Source organism: Micromonospora sp. WMMD975 (assembly GCF_029581215.1).
Lineage (GTDB): Bacteria > Actinomycetota > Actinomycetes > Mycobacteriales > Micromonosporaceae > Micromonospora.
Genome location: NZ_CP120739.1, coordinates 5,131,483 through 5,147,331, shown reverse-complemented (window position 1 = coordinate 5,147,331; position 15,849 = coordinate 5,131,483). Strand labels below are relative to the sequence as shown.

General features: G+C 72.7%; 21 protein-coding genes. 15 read left to right on the top strand and 6 right to left on the bottom strand.

Translation table 11 applies throughout. From position 1 onward, the window contains the following. Positions 1-6: 6 nt before the first annotated feature. A complete protein-coding gene (locus tag O7613_RS22805; protein ID WP_281586426.1) occupies positions 7-726 on the bottom strand; it encodes a response regulator transcription factor in 720 nt (239 codons plus the stop codon). 246 nt (positions 727-972) lie between these two features. Between O7613_RS22805 and O7613_RS22800 the strand changes: the two genes are divergently transcribed. From O7613_RS22800 to O7613_RS22785, 5 genes are all read left to right on the top strand, one after another. Next, a complete protein-coding gene (locus O7613_RS22800) occupies positions 973-2,022 on the top strand; it encodes a hypothetical protein (protein WP_281586427.1) in 1,050 nt (349 codons plus the stop codon). 83 nt (positions 2,023-2,105) lie between these two features. Then, positions 2,106-2,888, top strand: coding sequence for a DUF2993 domain-containing protein (locus O7613_RS22795; protein WP_281586428.1), 783 nt, complete (start codon positions 2,106-2,108; stop codon positions 2,886-2,888). A 74-nt stretch (positions 2,889-2,962) separates the two neighbouring features. Beyond that, a complete protein-coding gene (locus O7613_RS30830; protein WP_348775383.1) occupies positions 2,963-3,070 on the top strand; it encodes an Ms5788A family Cys-rich leader peptide in 108 nt (35 codons plus the stop codon). A gap of 193 nt (positions 3,071-3,263) precedes the next feature. Next, the gene (locus O7613_RS22790) at positions 3,264-4,112 is read left to right on the top strand and encodes a sulfurtransferase (protein WP_281586429.1); all 849 of its coding nucleotides are present in this window, start codon (positions 3,264-3,266) and stop codon (positions 4,110-4,112) included. A 2-nt stretch (positions 4,113-4,114) separates the two neighbouring features. Next, on the top strand, positions 4,115-4,450 hold the full coding sequence (locus O7613_RS22785) for a DUF1416 domain-containing protein (RefSeq protein ID WP_281586430.1): 336 nt from the start codon (positions 4,115-4,117) through the stop codon (positions 4,448-4,450). A 129-nt stretch (positions 4,451-4,579) separates the two neighbouring features. Here O7613_RS22785 and O7613_RS22780 read toward each other — a convergent pair whose 3' ends face one another. Then, entirely contained in the window at positions 4,580-4,834 is a 255-nt protein-coding gene (locus tag O7613_RS22780; protein WP_281586431.1) for a hypothetical protein, read from the bottom strand. A gap of 305 nt (positions 4,835-5,139) precedes the next feature. Between O7613_RS22780 and O7613_RS22775 the strand changes: the two genes are divergently transcribed. Further along, on the top strand, positions 5,140-5,379 hold the full coding sequence (locus O7613_RS22775) for a winged helix-turn-helix domain-containing protein (protein ID WP_282289891.1): 240 nt from the start codon (positions 5,140-5,142) through the stop codon (positions 5,377-5,379). Between the two features lie 127 nt (positions 5,380-5,506). After that, on the top strand, positions 5,507-6,358 hold the full coding sequence (locus O7613_RS22770; protein ID WP_282289890.1) for a hypothetical protein: 852 nt from the start codon (positions 5,507-5,509) through the stop codon (positions 6,356-6,358). A 120-nt stretch (positions 6,359-6,478) separates the two neighbouring features. On the opposite strand, the gene O7613_RS22765 is transcribed toward O7613_RS22770, so the two are convergent. From O7613_RS22765 to O7613_RS22755, 3 genes are all read right to left on the bottom strand, one after another. Next, positions 6,479-8,533: a glycogen debranching N-terminal domain-containing protein gene (locus O7613_RS22765; protein ID WP_282289889.1), complete on the bottom strand. Its 2,055-nt coding sequence runs from the start codon at positions 8,531-8,533 to the stop codon at positions 6,479-6,481. Beyond that, the gene (locus O7613_RS22760; protein ID WP_281586435.1) at positions 8,530-8,913 is read right to left on the bottom strand and encodes an SCP2 sterol-binding domain-containing protein; all 384 of its coding nucleotides are present in this window, start codon (positions 8,911-8,913) and stop codon (positions 8,530-8,532) included. The genes O7613_RS22765 and O7613_RS22760 overlap by 4 nt, the downstream gene beginning before the upstream one ends. A 76-nt stretch (positions 8,914-8,989) precedes the next feature. After that, complete coding sequence (locus O7613_RS22755) at positions 8,990-9,364, bottom strand: DsrE family protein (protein WP_281586436.1); 375 nt, start codon at positions 9,362-9,364, stop codon at positions 8,990-8,992. Positions 9,365-9,376: 12 nt separating this feature from the next. On the opposite strand from O7613_RS22755, the gene mtfM reads away from it, so the two are divergent. From mtfM to O7613_RS22725, 6 genes are all read left to right on the top strand, one after another. Further along, positions 9,377-9,481 carry a small membrane protein MtfM gene (gene mtfM / locus O7613_RS22750; protein WP_281586437.1) on the top strand — a complete coding sequence of 35 codons (105 nt, stop codon included), beginning with the start codon at positions 9,377-9,379 and terminating at the stop codon, positions 9,479-9,481. Then, complete coding sequence (locus O7613_RS22745; RefSeq protein ID WP_281586438.1) at positions 9,475-10,065, top strand: FABP family protein; 591 nt, start codon at positions 9,475-9,477, stop codon at positions 10,063-10,065. Before mtfM ends, O7613_RS22745 begins: the two co-directional genes overlap by 7 nt. 57 nt (positions 10,066-10,122) lie before the next feature. After that, on the top strand, positions 10,123-10,554 hold the full coding sequence (locus tag O7613_RS22740; protein WP_282289888.1) for a Fur family transcriptional regulator: 432 nt from the start codon (positions 10,123-10,125) through the stop codon (positions 10,552-10,554). After that, positions 10,551-11,660, top strand: a complete 1,110-nt coding sequence (locus O7613_RS22735; RefSeq protein ID WP_282289887.1) for a folate-binding protein — start codon at positions 10,551-10,553, stop codon at positions 11,658-11,660. The genes O7613_RS22740 and O7613_RS22735 overlap by 4 nt, the downstream gene beginning before the upstream one ends. Positions 11,661-11,751: 91 nt before the next feature. Continuing rightward, on the top strand, positions 11,752-12,579 hold the full coding sequence (locus O7613_RS22730; protein ID WP_282289885.1) for a 3-keto-5-aminohexanoate cleavage protein: 828 nt from the start codon (positions 11,752-11,754) through the stop codon (positions 12,577-12,579). A gap of 94 nt (positions 12,580-12,673) precedes the next feature. Beyond that, the gene (locus O7613_RS22725) at positions 12,674-13,633 is read left to right on the top strand and encodes an asparaginase (RefSeq protein ID WP_282289883.1); all 960 of its coding nucleotides are present in this window, start codon (positions 12,674-12,676) and stop codon (positions 13,631-13,633) included. A 47-nt stretch (positions 13,634-13,680) separates the two neighbouring features. Here the strand turns inward: O7613_RS22725 and O7613_RS22720 are convergent, their stop codons facing one another. After that, positions 13,681-14,478, bottom strand: a complete 798-nt coding sequence (locus O7613_RS22720) for an alpha/beta hydrolase (RefSeq protein WP_282289881.1) — start codon at positions 14,476-14,478, stop codon at positions 13,681-13,683. Positions 14,479-14,589: 111 nt separating this feature from the next. Here O7613_RS22720 and O7613_RS22715 point away from each other — a divergent pair, with 111 nt between their 5' ends. Both O7613_RS22715 and O7613_RS22710 read left to right on the top strand, forming a co-directional pair. Then, positions 14,590-15,189, top strand: a complete 600-nt coding sequence (locus O7613_RS22715; RefSeq protein ID WP_281586444.1) for a helix-turn-helix transcriptional regulator — start codon at positions 14,590-14,592, stop codon at positions 15,187-15,189. Then, the gene (locus O7613_RS22710) at positions 15,186-15,806 is read left to right on the top strand and encodes a hypothetical protein (protein WP_282289879.1); all 621 of its coding nucleotides are present in this window, start codon (positions 15,186-15,188) and stop codon (positions 15,804-15,806) included. The genes O7613_RS22715 and O7613_RS22710 overlap by 4 nt, the downstream gene beginning before the upstream one ends. The last annotated feature ends 43 nt before the right edge of the window (positions 15,807-15,849 follow it).

The following is a 15,849-nucleotide window of genomic DNA, read 5'->3' as shown; positions in this document are numbered from 1 at the left end:
GACCGGTCAGACCGGCAGCGGGGCGGGCTCCGTCTCCGGCAGCGAACGCGACGGCGGCACGACGAACTTGTAGCCGACCTGACGGACCGTGCCGATCATCGACTCGTACTCCGAGCCGAGCTTGGCGCGCAGCCGCCGGACGTGCACGTCGACCGTGCGGGTGCCACCGAAGTAGTCGTAGCCCCAGACCTCACGCAGCAACTGGTCCCGGGTGAACACCCGCCCCGGGTGCTGGGCGAGGAACTTCAACAGCTCGAACTCCTTGTACGTGAGGTCGAGCGGCCGGCCCTTCAGCTTGGCGGCGTAGGTGTCCGGGTCGATGTTCAGCTCACCGGCCCGGATCGAGCCACCGGCGCCGGCCACCGCGTTGCTCAACCGGCCGACGGCGAGTCGCAGGCGGGCCTCCACCTCGGCCGGGCCGGCCCCGGCGAGGATCACGTCGTCCACACCCCAGTCGGCGTTCAGCGCGATCAGGCCGGCCTCGGTCACCACCGCGACCAGCGGCACGCCGAGCCCGGTGGCGTGCAGCATCCGACAGGTGGCACGCGCCTCGCTCAACTCGGAACGGGCGTCCACCAGGACGGCGTCCGGCGTCGGGCCGGAGACAAGCGTGCGCACGTCGCGGGGCGCGGTGCGCACCGAGTGCGGCAGCAGGTCGAGCGCCGGCAGCACCGCCGACGGCTCACCCGCACGTGCGGTCACGAGCAGCAGGAGCTCCACGATCACCTCCGTCCCGGCGGCCCTACGGCCGCGCGCGACCAGCGGCACGCCCGGGCGGGGGCGGCGCTGTGAACTTGCGTGGGTCCCGGCGTCGCTGACGGGCGGGGTAACGGCTTGAGCGTAACCGATGGCCTCGCCGTCACCTTCGCGGCTTTTCCCGTTTGCCCTTTCTGCCCCCGATCGCGGCCAAGGTTTTAACGTTGCCGAAACCGTGACCCCCGCCGGACCGCCCGGGTCTGGCACGATCGGGGCGTGTTTCCCTCCACCTCACGCGACGCCGCTCGCGAACCGTGGGCCGACGACCCGCCCGCCGGGCCGTCCGGCCCCGCCCGTGGCTACCCGCCCGCCCCGCGCACCGGGCCGGCCGAGGCGGAGGAGGAGCGGCCCGAGCGGAAGGGGCCACGCCGGCTCCGCAAGGGCGGCCAGGGCCGGCGTCCCGACCCCGAGTCGGAGGAGACGCCCGAGGAGGAGGTCCCGTCGGTCCCCTTCCGGCGTCCGCTGGCGCTGACCGTGGCCGGCTTCGCCGCGCTGCTCGGCGTGGGCCTGGTGCTCGGGGCGCAGACCGCCGGCCCCGGGCACCGGCTGCCCTTCGCGGCCATCGTCTTCGGCGTCCAGCTCCTCTACGTGCTCGCCTGGACCATGGCCATGCGACCGCCCGCGCTGCTCGTCGTGGCGCTTGTCAGCGCAGGTACGGCGGCGATCGCCGACACCGCCGCCGTGCAGACCGACGTCGCCGGCCTGGCCCCCCTCGGGTACGCCGCGGTGGCCGGGTTCGTGCTCGGCGTGCTGGGCCAGCTCGTCCGCCGGGTGGACCGGGTCCGGGTGACCGACTCGCTCGGCGGCACCCTGCTCATCGTGATCGGGGTGGTCGCCTTCGCCTCGCTGATCGTGCTCAGCCGGATACCCAAGGGCACCCAGGCGATCACGGTCTGCCTCAGCGCCGCCGGGGTGGCCCTGCTGGTGGCGCGGTTGACCGACGCGATCGCGCCGTGGCCGCGGCTCGCCCCGCAGGTGCCCCGGGGCGCCGCCGGAGTGGTGGCGGGCGCCATGATCGGCACGCTCACCAGCGCCGTGCTCGGCAGCTACCTGGTCGGCTTCACCCCGACCAGCGCCGCCCTGGTCGGGGTGGTCACCGCGGCCACCGCCGTCCTCGCCGACCTGGCCGTGGGATACGCCGAGGCGGGCCGGCTGATGGCCGGTGAGCTGCCGACCATGTGGGTGGCCCGGCACATGCAGGGGCCGCTCGGCGGCTTCGCGCTCGCCGCGCCTGCCGCGTACGCCATGTGCGTGCTCTTCCTCTGACCCGCCCGGTTGGGGAATCCGCGCCCCGGGTAAGTACGGTTGCGCCGCGAGACGCGGTGACGGCGGCGAGGACTGGAGGCGGCGTGGCAGAGGCGTACCCGGCAGAGGACCGGCCCCGTCGCCGGGGCCGCAAGGTGCTGATCGGTTTCGTCGTCCTGCTGCTGGTGCTGGCCGGGCTGCTCGTCGTCGCCGACCGGGTGGCCGCCGGGGTGGCCGAGCGGGCGATCGCCGACCAGGTGCGGCAGGAACTCGCCAAGCAGGACGCGCAGTCCGCCGCGCCCAAGGTGGAGGTCGGCGGCTTCCCGTTCCTCAACCAGGTCCTGGCCGGGAAGTACGAGCGCATCTCGATCCAGTTGACCGACGTCAAGGGCAACGTGCAGGGCGGCACGGTCGACGTGCCGCGCCTGGACGTGGACGCCCGCGACGTGACCGCATCGCTCGACACGATCCGCTCCGGCCGGGGCGACGTGGTGGCCGAGAGCGTCGACGGGCGGGGCACCGTCACCTACGACAGCCTGGCGAAGCTGCTGAACCGGCCGGGCCTGAAGCTGGCCGAGCGGGACGGCCGGCTGGCCGTCACCGCCCCGGTGGACATCCTCGGCATCAAGCTGACCGTCAACGGCACCGCCGACCTGACCGTGAACGACGGCAAGGTGGCCCTGCGCTTCAACGACCTCACCGCCGAGGGGCTGCCGAACGTGGCGCCGGCGCGGACGCTGCTGTCCAACTACGCCAAGAGCATCTCGATCGACGTGCCGCTGCCGGAGCTGCCGTTCCAGCTCAACCTGCGCAAGGTGGAACCGACGCCGGAGGGCCTGGTGATCGAAGCGGACGCCGCGAACGTGCCGATCAACTCGGCCGGCTGAAAGCCGGCCCGCCTGATCGGCTCAGTCGACCATCCGCTTCTTCGAGTCTCGCATGCTGGTCGGACCGGTGGCGCATGCCCGTCCGGCTGGTAGTGTCGCTGCCCATGGGGACCCACCTCACCAAACGGCGCGCGGTCGACCTGTGCCGCGTGGCCACCTGCCTGTGTCGCCCCGTCATCTGACGGCGGGGCTGTCTCCGGCCGCCTAGCGGCCATCGGCACCAAGGGTTCGCAGCATCCCCCGAACGCCCGGCAGCGGCGCCGTCGCACGTACCCGTGATCCGTTTCCAGCCTGGGTCCCGCGCGTGGTGCGACAACCACCGACTTCGATCTCCGCGCGCAGGCTCACCACCCATCCTCACCAGGGAGTGATCTGATGAGTCGCGACACCGCACTCGTCTCGGCCGAGTGGGCCGAGAAGAACCTCGACGCCCCGGGCGTCGTCTTCGTCGAGGTCGACGAGGACACCTCGGCCTACGACACCGGCCACATCGCCGGCGCGATCAAGCTCGACTGGAAGACCGACCTCCAGGACCAGGTCCGCCGCGACTTCGTCAACCAGGAGCAGTTCGCCGCGCTCCTCTCCGAGCGGGGCATCGGCAACGACGACACCGTCGTCCTCTACGGCGGCAACAACAACTGGTTCGCCGCGTACGCGTACTGGTACTTCAAGCTCTACGGCCACCGCGACGTCAAGCTGCTCGACGGTGGCCGCAAGAAGTGGGAGCTGGACGCCCGTCCGCTCGTCACCGACGCGGTGCAGCGGCCGGCGACGCAGTACGTCGCGCAGACGCCGGACACCTCGATCCGCGCGTTCCGCGACGAGGTGGTCGACGCCATCGGCACCAAGAACCTGGTCGACGTGCGCAGTCCCGACGAGTACGCCGGTCGGCTGCTCGCCCCGGCCCACCTCCCGCAGGAGCAGGCGCAGCGGGCCGGCCACGTGCCGACCGCGATCAGCGTGCCGTGGTCCAAGGCGGCGAACGAGGACGGCACGTTCAAGTCCGACGACGAGCTGCGCAAGATCTACGCCGACGCCGGGTTGGACGACGGCCGGGAGACCATCGCCTACTGCCGGATCGGCGAGCGTTCCTCGCACACCTGGTTCGTGCTCCAGGAGCTGCTCGGGCACCAGAACGTGAAGAACTACGACGGCTCGTGGACCGAGTACGGCTCGCTCGTCGGCGTGCCGGTGGCGCTCGGCGACGAGCCCGGGGAGGCGTGACCATGGCGACCGCTCCGATCGCTCCGACCGCTGCCGGCTGCGCCGCGCCGGACCAGGCCGCGCCGCTCCCGGCCAGCCTGGACCTGGAGAAGGAAACCGTCATCACCGGTCAGGTGCTGGCCGAGTCCGGCGAGGTCGTGCCGGGGGCGTACGTCCGGCTGCTCGACTCGACCGGCGAGTTCACCGCCGAGGTGGTGACGTCCGGGGCCGGCCAGTTCCGGTTCTTCGCCGCGCCGGGTTCGTGGACGCTGCGGGCGCTCTCCCGGCACGGCAACGGCGAAACCCCGGTGACCGCCGCCCGCGGCATCAACGAGGTCACCGTCACCGTCAAGGCGTAAGGCGGGGCCCCCGCTTAACGCCTGCGGTATAGGCGGGGCCCCCGCTTAACACCTCCGCATCGCGCGCATCGGCTCGGGCCGGCCGCCCCGTCCAGGGGTGGCCGGCCCGAGCCGTCGTGGGCCGCCGGCTCAGGACGTGCAGCCGCCCGGATGGTCTACCCGCCGTACGCAGCGGCGTCGTCCACCGAGTCGCCGGTCGCAGAAGATCTGGTGCTGCGGGTCGGACGTGCCCTCCTCGGACACCGTCGTCTCACCGAGCACCAACTCCGGCAGGAACGCCAGCGACCGGCCGATCGCGCGGGCCAGCCGCCGCGCGCCCGGCAGGTCGTCGGCGGCGACGGTCAGGTGTACGACGTACCGCTCGCGGTCGGTCGCGGCGCTCACCGGTGCACCGTTCGAGAACCGCGCCGGGACTGCCGGTCGGGCGGACGGAACAACCTGGGCACGATGGGGACCACCTTTCGCGAGAACAGCCGGGTCGCTGCCGTGGAAGGTGGCCGGGGCGGGCATGTCCCTTCCGACTCCGACACCCGCCCCGACCGGGGAAGAGCCCTGCTCGTTGCCACGCGAGGAGCGCTCGTCGTCCAACTTATTTGAGGAACTGGAAGGAGTCAACGTTCGGTAGCAGTGTGTAGTTGCATACGTCGACGAGTGCGTGATCGAATCGCAGGTGCCACGCGAGGAGTGCCATGCCTGCGACCCCGGACTACATCCGGATCTCTGACGAGATAGTCGCCGACGTCAGGTCGGGTAAGTACAAGCCGGGAGACAAGCTGCCCTCGATCAGCGAGCAGTGCGACCGGTTCAAGGTCAGCCCATCGACGATCAACCTCGTCAACGTGCGGCTGGAGGCGCTCGGGGTGATCACCCGCCATCAGGGCAAGGGCATCTTCGTGACGGATCCGGCGACTTGGCTGCGCAAGCCCTGAGATCGATCTTCCGGTTTTCGGGAGGCGAGTGAATCTTGGTAGCAAAGTGCCCCTATGGGGGCCGTTTCGTACCAAGATCTCAGAGCCGGAGCGAGGCGGGTCGCGGAGGGGTGACACGATGGATCGCGTGACCGGTGCCATCCACCCTGGGTACGCCCCGCCGACCCGTCCCGAGCAGCCCGGATCCGGCCGCCGCATTCAGCGCTGGCTGGTGGTTGCCACAGTGGTGTGGGCCGTGCTGCTCGCCGGGCTGACCTGGTGGTCGGTGCGCACCGATCCGCCCACCGTCAAGGAGCAACGCTCGCTGAGCCAGGCCGGTCCGGTGGTGGACCGGGCGATGGGTGAGCTGAGCGCCGCGATCGGGACGGCCGGCGTGCCGGCGTTCCTGCCGGACCGGCTGGACCGGGGTTGCCGGGTCACCCCGTTGGACGCGGGTGTGAGTTTGGAACGCGGCATCGAGGTGGCTACCGCCGACGCGGACACCCGCGAGGTGCTGCGCCAGGTGGCCGACCGGCTGCCGTCACGATGGCGGGCCGGTGTCTCGACGTTCGACGGCGAGCCGCTGCTGCGCGCCGACGCCGGCGACTTCGTGGCCGTCGAGGGCCGGTCCGGCGGGCCCGGTCGGGTGCTGCTCACCGCCGCCACCGGCTGCCGGCCGGTCGGCGACGGTTACCGGTCGCCGGCCGTGGACGCCGCCGCCGAGTCCGCCGCGCTGACCCGCGCGCTGGGTCGCTGGGGCGGTGCGACCGGCGCGGTCCAGGTGCTCGGCGCGCCCTGCCCGGGCGGCGGGACCGCCCGGACCGCCCGGGGCGAGGCCGCCGCGACGCCGGACCAGCCGCTGGCCGCCGCGTTCGGCGCCGGCGCCGCGCCGGTGGTGGACTCCGCCGACAGGTACGCCCGTCCGGGCGACCCGGCGGTGCTTGCCGAGCGGATCGACGAGCGGGTACGGGTGGCGGTCACCAGCCCGTGCCCGGCCTGACCCGGACCGAGCCGGACCGAGCCGAGCCGGACCGAGCCGAGCCGGACCGGACCGAGCCGGACCGGGCCGAGGCCGAGCCGGGCCGAGGCCGAGGCCGAGCCGAGCCGGGCCAGTCCCGGGTCAGTGCCCTCGGCTGGCGTCGTGGGGGGTGCGGCTGCGGCCCAGGGCGTCCACCCGCCCCCACCGCCCCGGGATGTCGAGCAGCTCCACCCGGCCCATGCCCGACGGCACGGCCGGGTCGATGATCAGATGCTCGCCCTGCGGCTCCAGCCCCAGCATCACCCGGAGCAGCAGCAGCGGCGTACCGGCGGACCAGGCCTGCGGGCTGCCCGCGGTCGGATACCGCACCGGATAGTCGGTGAGGCCGCGCTCGTAGCCGGCGAACGCCTCGGGCAGCCGTCCGTTGAAGTAGTTGGACGCGCTCACCATCGCCTCGCAGATCTGGCCGGCCTCGTCGCGGAAGCCGTATTTCCACAGGCCCCAGGCGATGATCGAGTTGTCGAACGGCCACACCGTGCCGACGTGGTAGCCGATCGGGTTGTAGCGGCCCTGGTCGTCGGCGAGCGTGCGTACGCCCCAGCCGGAGAAGAGGCGCGGCCCGAGCAGGTGGGCGGCGATCGCCGGGGCGCGGGACTCGTCGACGATGCCGCTCCACAGCAGGTGGCCGATGTTCGAGGTGAGCGCGTCCACCTGCCGTCCCTGTGGGTCCAGGGCCAACGCGTAGTACTCCCGCTCGGGGATCCAGAAGTCGCGGTTGAACCGTTCCTTCAACGCCGCCGCCTCACGTTCCAGCCGTTCGGCGTACGCCGGGTCGTGCCAGTGGGTGCGGGCCATCCGGGCGCCGCGTAGCTTGGCGTCGTAGGCGTACCCCTGTAGTTCGCAGGTGGCCCGGGGGAACGGCGGCAGCCGGCCGTCGGCGTAGGAGATGGCGTCGGGGGAGTCCTTCCAGCACTGGTTCGGCAGCCCGGTCTCCGGGTTGCGCGTCATGTACCAGACGTAGCCCGTGCCGAGCAGGTCCCCGTACGTGTCGAGCCAGGCCAGCGCCGCCCGGGTCTCCTGCTCCAGTTGGCGCACGAGCGTCCCGTCCCCGGTCCACCGCTCGTACTCGTCGAGCAGGATGACGAAGAGCGCGGTGGTGTCGGCGGCGCCGTAGTAGGGCGAGTGCGGCTGCTCCTCGAAGCCGGCGGTCTCGCCGTAGCGCAGCTCGTGCAGGATCTTGCCGGGTTCCTCGTCCCGGAAGTCGTCGACCCGGGTGCCCTGGAGACCGGCCAGCATGAGGATGGTCGGCTGGATCAGTTCGGGGAGGAACGGCAGCAACTGGAGCGAGGTGAACATGCTGTCCCGGCCGAACAGGGTCATGAACCAGGGCAGGCCGGCGGCGACCAGCCGTACGCCCAGGGTGATCGACTCGTATCGGAGGGCGGCCAGGTCGGTGAGGCTGCGCCGGTAGGCCCCGGCCAGCGGCTCGCAGTCGCAGCCGAGCGTCGGCGCGCGCTCGATCAGCTCGTTCTGCTCGGCCTCGACGGCCGCCACCGTGCGTCGCCGGCCCATCGGCAGGATGGCCCGCACGTCCTCACCACGGGCCCCGTAGATGGTGGTGGTGACGTGCAGTCGGGTGGTCCACTCGCCGTGCGCCGCGACGCGGATCCGGAACGTCAGCCCGTCCCGGTCGACCTCGACCGGCGCGGTGCTGCTGATCTTCGTCTCCCGGTGGAACCCCTGCCGGCGGTAGGTGAGCCGCAGCCCGTCCTCCTCCACCGTGGGGCTGGTGCTGCCCTTCTTCTCCAACTGGTGCTTGACCTCGAAGAGGTCGGCGAAGTCGGAGGCGATGTCGAGCCGGAGACGGAACTCCTTGTCCTGCGCCGAGTGGTTGAGCAGGGTCAGGTCCTCGTCGAAGCTGCTGGCGATCGAGTGGCTGCGGATCACCGAGACGTCCGCGTCCAGGTCGTGCGTCGGTTCGCCGGGGACCATGAAGAACCGGGTCTTGTACGACAGCGAGTCGTCGATCGAGAGCGCGTGCAGCAGTTGGCCGTCGAGGGAGAGGATCCACGTGGAGAGGAACCGGGTGTCGTAGGAGAACAGCCCGGTGGGGAAGTCGTACGACGGCTCGATGTTGCCGCGCCGGTCGCTGACCAGGAACGTGTTGCCGTCGAGGATGCTCACCCGTTCCTTCACGTCGACTGCCGCACGTGTTCGCGGGCGGCGTCCCTCGGGTCCCGTACCCCGGGCGGGTCGGGCAGGAAGCGGCGCAGTGCCAGGAACAGTACGACCTGCCCGCCGAACGTGGCCTCGTTGCGCAGCACCGCCGCCATGCCGGCCTCCCGGCCGGTGACCAGCCCTTCGAAGAGTTGGGTGCCGGCGGTCAGGACGGCGTCCGGTGGGCGCTCCTCGTGCCGGCTGACCCGGGCCGATCCGGGGGCCATCGTCACGTACCAGTGCTCGGTACGGTTGCCGTCGGTCAGGTCGATCTGGAGGGTGCCGCCGATCGGGCTGCGCAACACGGCGGGGGCACGCGCCGGCAGCGACGCGAAGAACTGTTCGATCGCCTCACTCACATCCGAATGGTAGGCGCATAACAGACATATCGGGTCGGGTTCGACGGACCGGTCAGAATGGACGACCGGTGGAGGCTCAGTAGACCAGGGCCTGCGCGCCCTCGGTCATCGCCTCCTCGACGAAGACCGCCGCCCCGGCGATCCGGATGCCCGGCAGCACGTCGTCCGGGCCGATGTCCCGCCGGGCCGCGCACTGCGTGCAGGCGGTCACCCGGCCGGTGGTCAGGATCACGTGCAGCAGCTCGCCCAGCGGCGCCGAGTGCGGCAGCTCGAACGACTCCGCGCGCCCGGGCAGCGCGAACCAGGTCGACTCGCCGGTCAGCCAGAGCGACACGTCCACCCCCGCGGCGGCTGCGGTGGCGGCGACGGTGAACGCCTGGGCGCATCGCTCCGGGGCGTCCGCTCCGGCGGTGGCCTTGACGACGAGAGTGCGCGTCATGCCGCCCAGCATAGGATGGCCCGGATGGTTACCGAGATCGGGTTCGTCAGCCTGCTGGTCGCCGGCCTGGGCGCGTTCGCCGGTGGCCTCGTCTATGTCGCGGTCCGGATAGCAAGAGGTAAATGGTGAGTGAGAATCCGCTTCAGCCGCCGTGGCTGAACGCGCCGCCGGTCGAGGAATATCCCTACGAGGAGAGCCACGACCTGCGTGTCGGCCCGAAGTTGCACCCGAGCCTGGACGGTCTGCTGCCGTACATCGGGGTGTGGCGCGGCCGGGGTCGCGGCGGCTTCCCGACGATCGAGGACTTCGACTTCGCCCAGGAGATCCGGATCAGCCACGACGGCCGACCGTTCCTGCTCTACGAGTCCCGGGCGTGGATCCTGGACGAGCAGAGCCGCCCGGTCCGCCCGGCCGGTCGCGAGGTGGGCTGGTGGCGTCCGGTGCTCGACGGCGACCGGGTCACCGACGAGATCGAGGCGCTGATGAGCGTGCCGACCGGCGTGATGGAACTGCACATCGGCAAGCGCAGGGGCACCCAGATCGAGTTCGCCACCGACGCGGTCGTCCGTACCGCCACGGCGAAGGAGGTCACGGCCGGCGCCCGCTTGTTCGGCATCGTCGAGGGCGCCCTGCTGTACGCCCAGGAGATGGCTGCCATGGGCCACCCCCTGAGCCCGCACCTCTCCGCCCGCCTGACCCGCGTAGCCGGCTGACCCACCCGGCCCGCCACGGGCGCAGGGCAACTGCGGCGGCCGAACTATGATCGGAGGGTGTCCGAATCCTCCCTCGCGGAACTGCTCCGCTCGCGCGGGCTGCGGCTGACGGCGCAGCGGCAGTTGGTCCTCCAGGCTGTCCTGGATCTCGGGCACGCCACCCCGGAGCAGGTGCACACGGCGGTCCGTGAGGTGGCGGCCGGGGTCAACATCACCACCATCTACCGCACGCTGGAGCTGCTGGAGCGGCTCGGCCTGGTGGCGCACACCCACCTGTCGCATGGCTCGCCGACCTACCACGCGGCGGGCGAGCACCAGCACGTGCACCTGGTGTGCCGGGAGTGCGGGGCGATCGACGAGATCTCCCCGGAGATGCTCCGGCCGCTCGCCGACCAACTGGCACGGCAGCGCGGATTCCAGGTCGACATCGGGCACGTCGCGCTCTTCGGGGTCTGCGGCAGGTGCGTACAGGACGGGGAACAGAGATGATCGACATCGCGGGCGCGGTCGCCGCCGACGCCATCGACGAGCAGACCCGGGACCAGCCCGAGCCGGCCCACCGGGCGGCCGGGGTCGCCCCGGTGGCCGCGCACTACGGCGACCCGATGCGCGAACAGCGGACGCTCGCCACCGGCGTGGGCCTGGTCGACCGGTCGCACCGGGGCGTGCTCGCGGTCCCCGGCGAGGAACGGATCGCCTGGCTGCACACGCTGACCAGCCAGCACCTGGCCGGGTTGGCGCCCTGGCAGGGCACCGAGCTGCTGGTGCTCTCCCCGAACGGGCACGTGGAGCAGCACGCGCTCGTCACCGAGGACGGCGAGACCACGTGGCTGGACACCGAGCCGGGGATGACCGGCGGACTGCTGTCGTACCTGGAGAAGATGCGCTTCTTCAGCAAGGTCGACCCGCGCGACGTCACCGCCGACCACGCGTTGCTCTCGCTTGTCGGGCCGGACGCCGCCGGCGCGCTCGACACCCTGGGCGTCACCGGGCTGGCCGCGCCCGACCTGGTCGGGGTGCCGGGTCCGAAGTTCCGCTCCGGCGAGCTGCCCGCACGACCCTCCGTGGTGTACGACGTCAAGCCGCTGCCGGCCGGCGGCTGGGCCCGGCGGGTGGCGCTCGGCGTCGACCTGCTGGTGCCCCGCCCGGCCATGGCGGGCGTGGTGGCCGAGCTGCGGGAGGCCGGCGTGCCGGTGGCCGGGCTGTGGGCGTACGAGGCGGTCCGGGTGGCCGCCCGACGGGCCCGGGCCGGGGTGGACACCGACCATCGCACCATTCCCGCCGAGGTGGACCTGATCGCCCCGGCCGTCCACCTGGACAAGGGTTGCTATCGGGGGCAGGAGACGGTGGCCCGGGTGCACAACCTGGGCAAGCCTCCGCGCCGGCTGGCGTTGCTGCACCTGGACGGCGTGGCGAGCGACCAGCCGCCGGCCGCCGGCACGCCGGTGACGCTCGACGGTCGTACCGTCGGTTTCGTCGGCACCGCCGTGCACCACTACGAGCTGGGTCAGATCGCGCTCGCCGTGCTCAAGCGCAACACCCCCGACGACGCCCGCCTGATGGTGGGCGACTCCGCCGCCGCCGTCGACAGTTAAGGCGGGGCCCCCGCTTAACGCCTCCGGTATAGGCGGGGCCCCCGCTTAACACCTGCGGGGCGGTGCGACGGCGGCCGTCTAGGATCCGGGCATGACGACAGGGACGTTGATCACGGTTGCCCCCACCGGCGCGGAGTCGGCCAAGGCGGAGGTGCCGGCGCTGCCGGTGACGCTCGACGAGCTGCTGCTGACCGCCAAGGAGTGCGAGGCGCTCGGCGCGGCCGTGATCCACGTCCACATCCGCGACGACGAGGCGCGGCCGACGCTCGACCAGGGCCGGCTGCGGGAGACCGTCTCCGCGTTGCGGGAGAGCACCGACCTGATCGTGCAGCTCTCCTCCGGCGGCGCGGTGACCGATCCGGAGGCCCACCGGCTCGCCGTGCTGGACGCCGCGCCGGACATGGCCTCCTGCACCATGGGCACGGTCAACTTCGGGGACGACGTGTTCCTCAACCGCTGGGAGTTCATCGTCGACCTGCACACCCGGATGCAGGAGCGGGGCGTCGTCCCCGAGTACGAGATCTTCGAGCTGGGTCACCTCACCGCGTTGCAGCGGCTGCTCGGCAAGTACGGCCTGCCGCACGGCGGGCACGTCCATGTCGACTTCGTGATGGGTGTGCCGGGCGGCATGCCGGGCACCACGGCCACCCTGGTCGCCGCCGCGCAGATGCTCCGCGACCTGCCCGCGGGCACCACGTTCTCGGCCACCGGCATCGGACGCAGCACCATCCCGGTGATGCTGGCCTCGCTGTCGGCCGGCGGTCACCTGCGGGTCGGTATGGAGGACACGGTCACCTACGCGAAGGGCCGCCCGGTGGAGTCCAACATGCAGCTCGTCGCCCGGGCGGTCGGCTTCGCGCAGCTCGCCCAGCGTCCGCCGCTCACCATCGCCGAGGCGCGCGCCCTGCTCGGCGTGTAAGCGGCAGGCAAGCTCACGCCCCTGTACGGGCAGGGTCGACGTCGCAGGTCACCCCGCTGCGGAACCGCCGCGCCCCGTCGGTACCGTCCATCCTGTGGGAAAGACGTACGAGGGCGGCGTGCCGCTCGCCGAGGTGGTCCGGTCCGGGTTCGTGGAGGGCGTCCACCGGGGTTCCGTGGTGGTGCTCGACGCCGCCGGCTCACCGGTCGCCGGTGCGGGTGACGTCACCTCGCCGATCTTTCCCCGCTCGTCCAACAAGCCATTGCAGGCGGTCGGCATGCTCCGGGCCGGGCTGCCGCTGACCGACCCGGCCGACGTGGCGCTCGTCGCCGCCAGCCACGCGGGCGAGGAGTTCCACGTCGAGCGGGTCGTCGCGTTGCTCCGGGGCGCCGGCCTGGGCGAGGACGCGTTGCACTGCCCGGCGGACCTGCCGTTCGGCGAGGCCGCCCGGGAGGCGGTGCTGCGGGCCGGCGGCGGTCCGTCCCGGGTGCTGATGAACTGCTCGGGCAAGCACGCCGGCATGCTGCTCACCTGCCTGGCCGCCGGTTGGCCGCTGGACGGTTACTGGCGGCCCGAGCATCCGCTCCAGCAGCGGGTGACCGCCACCGTCGAGGAGTTCACCGGCGAGCCGGTGGCGGCGGTCGGGGTGGACGGTTGCGGCGCGCCGGTGCACGCGGTGTCGTTGACCGGGCTGGCGCGGGCCTTCCGGCGGCTGGTCACCGCCGAGCCGGGCACGGTGGAGCGGGGTGTCGCGGACGCGATGCGGGCGTACCCGGAGATGGTCGGCGGCACCGTGGCCGACGACACCCGGCTGATGCTCGGCGTACCCGGATTGCTGGCCAAGATCGGCGCGGAGGGTGTGATGGCGGCGGCGGTCCCGGGGGTCGGCGTGGTCGCCCTGAAGATCGACGACGGCGCGGCCCGCCCCCGGATGCCGGTGCTGACCTCGGCCCTGACCCGGCTCGGGCTGGGCGCGCCCGTCCTCACCGAGTATGCCGAGTTTCCCCTGTTGGGCGGTGGTCTCCCGGTCGGCGCGGTCCGCCCGGTCTGGTAGCCGGTCGCCCGCCCGCCGGGGCGACGAGCGCGCGACCGCGACCGCGATCAGGGCAGGAAGTCGAGCAGGGCGGCGTTGACCGGCTCGGGGCGCTCCAGGGGGACCAGGTGGGCCGCGTCGGGGACGTTCGGCAGGCGGGTGCCGTGCGGTGCCTCGGCGGCGATCCGGTCGGCCAGGCGGTGGACGTCGGGCAGGTCGTGGGCGCCGGCGGCGGCCAGCACCGGCATCCGCAGATCGCCCAGCCGGTCAACGGCCGGCGGGTCCAGCTCGCCCACCTCGATCGCGCTGAGCGCCTGCTCGGCGGCGAGCGCCCAGCGGTCCATCTCCTCGGCGAACCGGATCAGCTCGGGGTCGACGTCCGTCGGCCGGCGGGTCGGGCCGACCACCCAGAACCGCACCTCGCCGGCGGCGGTGGCGGTGAAGCCCTCCGGGTCCACGTCGCCGACCAGCTCCTCCCAGAGCTGTTCGGTCTCCTCGGACCACTCGTGGCCGGAGACCGGGGCGCCGAACAGCGCGAGCGCCGAGATCCGCTCCGGGTGGGCCAGCGCGGTGTCCACCGCGACCCGGCCGCCGAACGAGCAGCCGACGAGCGCGGCCCGCTCGACGCCGAGCGCGTCGAGCAGCCCGAGCACGTCGTCGTGGTGGGCGAACGGGGTGGGCGGCAGCTCGGACTCGCCGTAGCCGCGCAGGTCCGGAACGATCACCCGGTGCCGGGCGGCGAGCGCCGGCACCTGCTCGCGCCACATCCGCCGGTCCGCGATGCCGGCATGCAACAGCACCACGACGCTGCCGCTGCCGGCCTCGTCGTACGTGAGCTGGGCGCCGTTGATCTCGATCTTGGTCACGATGGAACGGTACGGACCGCTCGAAGGGGCCGCAACCGCCTTCGAGTGACCTCGCTAACTGTGGCTAGCGTTTTGCTTGCAGCAGCTAGCAGGGCGCGTTACGGTGGAGTCATGGCCACCAGCAAGGACCTTCCCGATGTCGGCGGGTTCATTCGCGACCTGCGGCGCAATGCGAAGATCTCGCTGCGTCAGCTCGCCGAACAGGCGGGCGTCAGCAACCCCTACCTGAGCCAGATCGAGCGTGGGCTGCGCAAGCCGAGCGCCGAGGTGCTCCAGCAGCTCGCCAGTGCGCTGCGCGTCTCCACCCCGGCCATGTACCTGCGGGCCGGGCTGCTCGACGACAAGGAGGGGCAGGGTGTGCTCGCGGCCATCGCGGTCGATCCCGAGCTGACCATGGCCCAGAAGCAGTCACTCACCCAGATCTACGAGACGTTCCGCCGGGAGAACGCGCGTCTGGCCGAGGCGACCGGCACCGCCGGCCCGACCGAGGCCGCTGAGCCGGCCGCCGCGCCGCAGGCCCCGGCCACCGTCGCGCCGGCCGCTACCGGCCCCGTGACGCCCGACGGCACCCCGACCGAGGCGGTCCTCGAATCGGTAGCCGTCACCGAGGCGGGCACCGCGCCCGCGCCGACCACCGCCGCCCGCGAACGCACGACCGCCCGCCGGGCGGCCCGGAAGGCCGCCGGAGCGGCCGAAGAGGAGCAGTCATGACCCAGTCGAAGACCAACCGCATCCCCGCCCCCCTCTACGCCGCCGCCGGCGCCGGCGAGCTGGCCCTGGAGCAGCTGCGCAAGCTGCCCACCGTGGTCAGCGGCCTCGGCACCCGGGTCGTCACCGACCTCGGCGGCAAGGCCGTCGGCACCGGCTACGAGCTGCGCCAGAAGGCCGACCTCGACCAGCTCCGCGAGGCCGCCAACCTGGACAAGCTCCGCGAGGCCGCCAACCTGGACAAGCTCCGCGAGGCCGCCACCCGCAACGCCGCCGCCGTGGTGTCCGGCGCGTACGTCGCGCAGCAGCGCGCCCTGGCCGCGTACGCCGAACTGGTCGCCCGTGGTGAGCGGGTCGTCGGCGCCGGGGTGCTGGAGGCCGCCGACACGGTCAACGCCGACATCGCGGCGACCGAGGAGACCGTCCCGGCCGCCGTGGCCCCGAAGGCCGACGCCCCGAAGACCGAGGCGCCCAGCCCGACCGAGGTCGCCGAGGCGGTGGCCGCCAAGCCGGCCGCCGTGAAGCGGACCCGGGCCACCAAGGCGACCACCGCCAGGGCCGCCGCCGCCAAGCCGGTCACCCCGAAGGCCACGAAGCGGACCCGCCCGGCCGCCGAGTGACCCCACCGTCCATCGAGACCCCGGACGGCGTCCTGTCGGACGT

What these genes read in the sequence shown, in the direction of transcription:
- O7613_RS30830 (WP_348775383.1), top strand. Translation starts at nt 2,963, where the DNA reads ATGCCCGTCCGGCTGGTAGTGTCGCTGCCCATGGGGACCCACCTCACC.
- O7613_RS22710 (WP_282289879.1), top strand. Translation starts at nt 15,186, where the DNA reads ATGACCCAGTCGAAGACCAACCGCATCCCCGCCCCCCTCTACGCCGCC.
- O7613_RS22785 (WP_281586430.1), top strand. Translation starts at nt 4,115, where the DNA reads ATGGCGACCGCTCCGATCGCTCCGACCGCTGCCGGCTGCGCCGCGCCG.
- O7613_RS22755 (WP_281586436.1), bottom strand. Translation starts at nt 9,364, where the DNA reads ATGCTGGGCGGCATGACGCGCACTCTCGTCGTCAAGGCCACCGCCGGA.
- O7613_RS22745 (WP_281586438.1), top strand. Translation starts at nt 9,475, where the DNA reads ATGGTGAGTGAGAATCCGCTTCAGCCGCCGTGGCTGAACGCGCCGCCG.
- O7613_RS22730 (WP_282289885.1), top strand. Translation starts at nt 11,752, where the DNA reads ATGACGACAGGGACGTTGATCACGGTTGCCCCCACCGGCGCGGAGTCG.
- mtfM (WP_281586437.1), top strand. Translation starts at nt 9,377, where the DNA reads ATGGTTACCGAGATCGGGTTCGTCAGCCTGCTGGTCGCCGGCCTGGGC.
- O7613_RS22715 (WP_281586444.1), top strand. Translation starts at nt 14,590, where the DNA reads ATGGCCACCAGCAAGGACCTTCCCGATGTCGGCGGGTTCATTCGCGAC.
- O7613_RS22735 (WP_282289887.1), top strand. Translation starts at nt 10,551, where the DNA reads ATGATCGACATCGCGGGCGCGGTCGCCGCCGACGCCATCGACGAGCAG.
- O7613_RS22775 (WP_282289891.1), top strand. Translation starts at nt 5,140, where the DNA reads ATGCCTGCGACCCCGGACTACATCCGGATCTCTGACGAGATAGTCGCC.
- O7613_RS22790 (WP_281586429.1), top strand. Translation starts at nt 3,264, where the DNA reads ATGAGTCGCGACACCGCACTCGTCTCGGCCGAGTGGGCCGAGAAGAAC.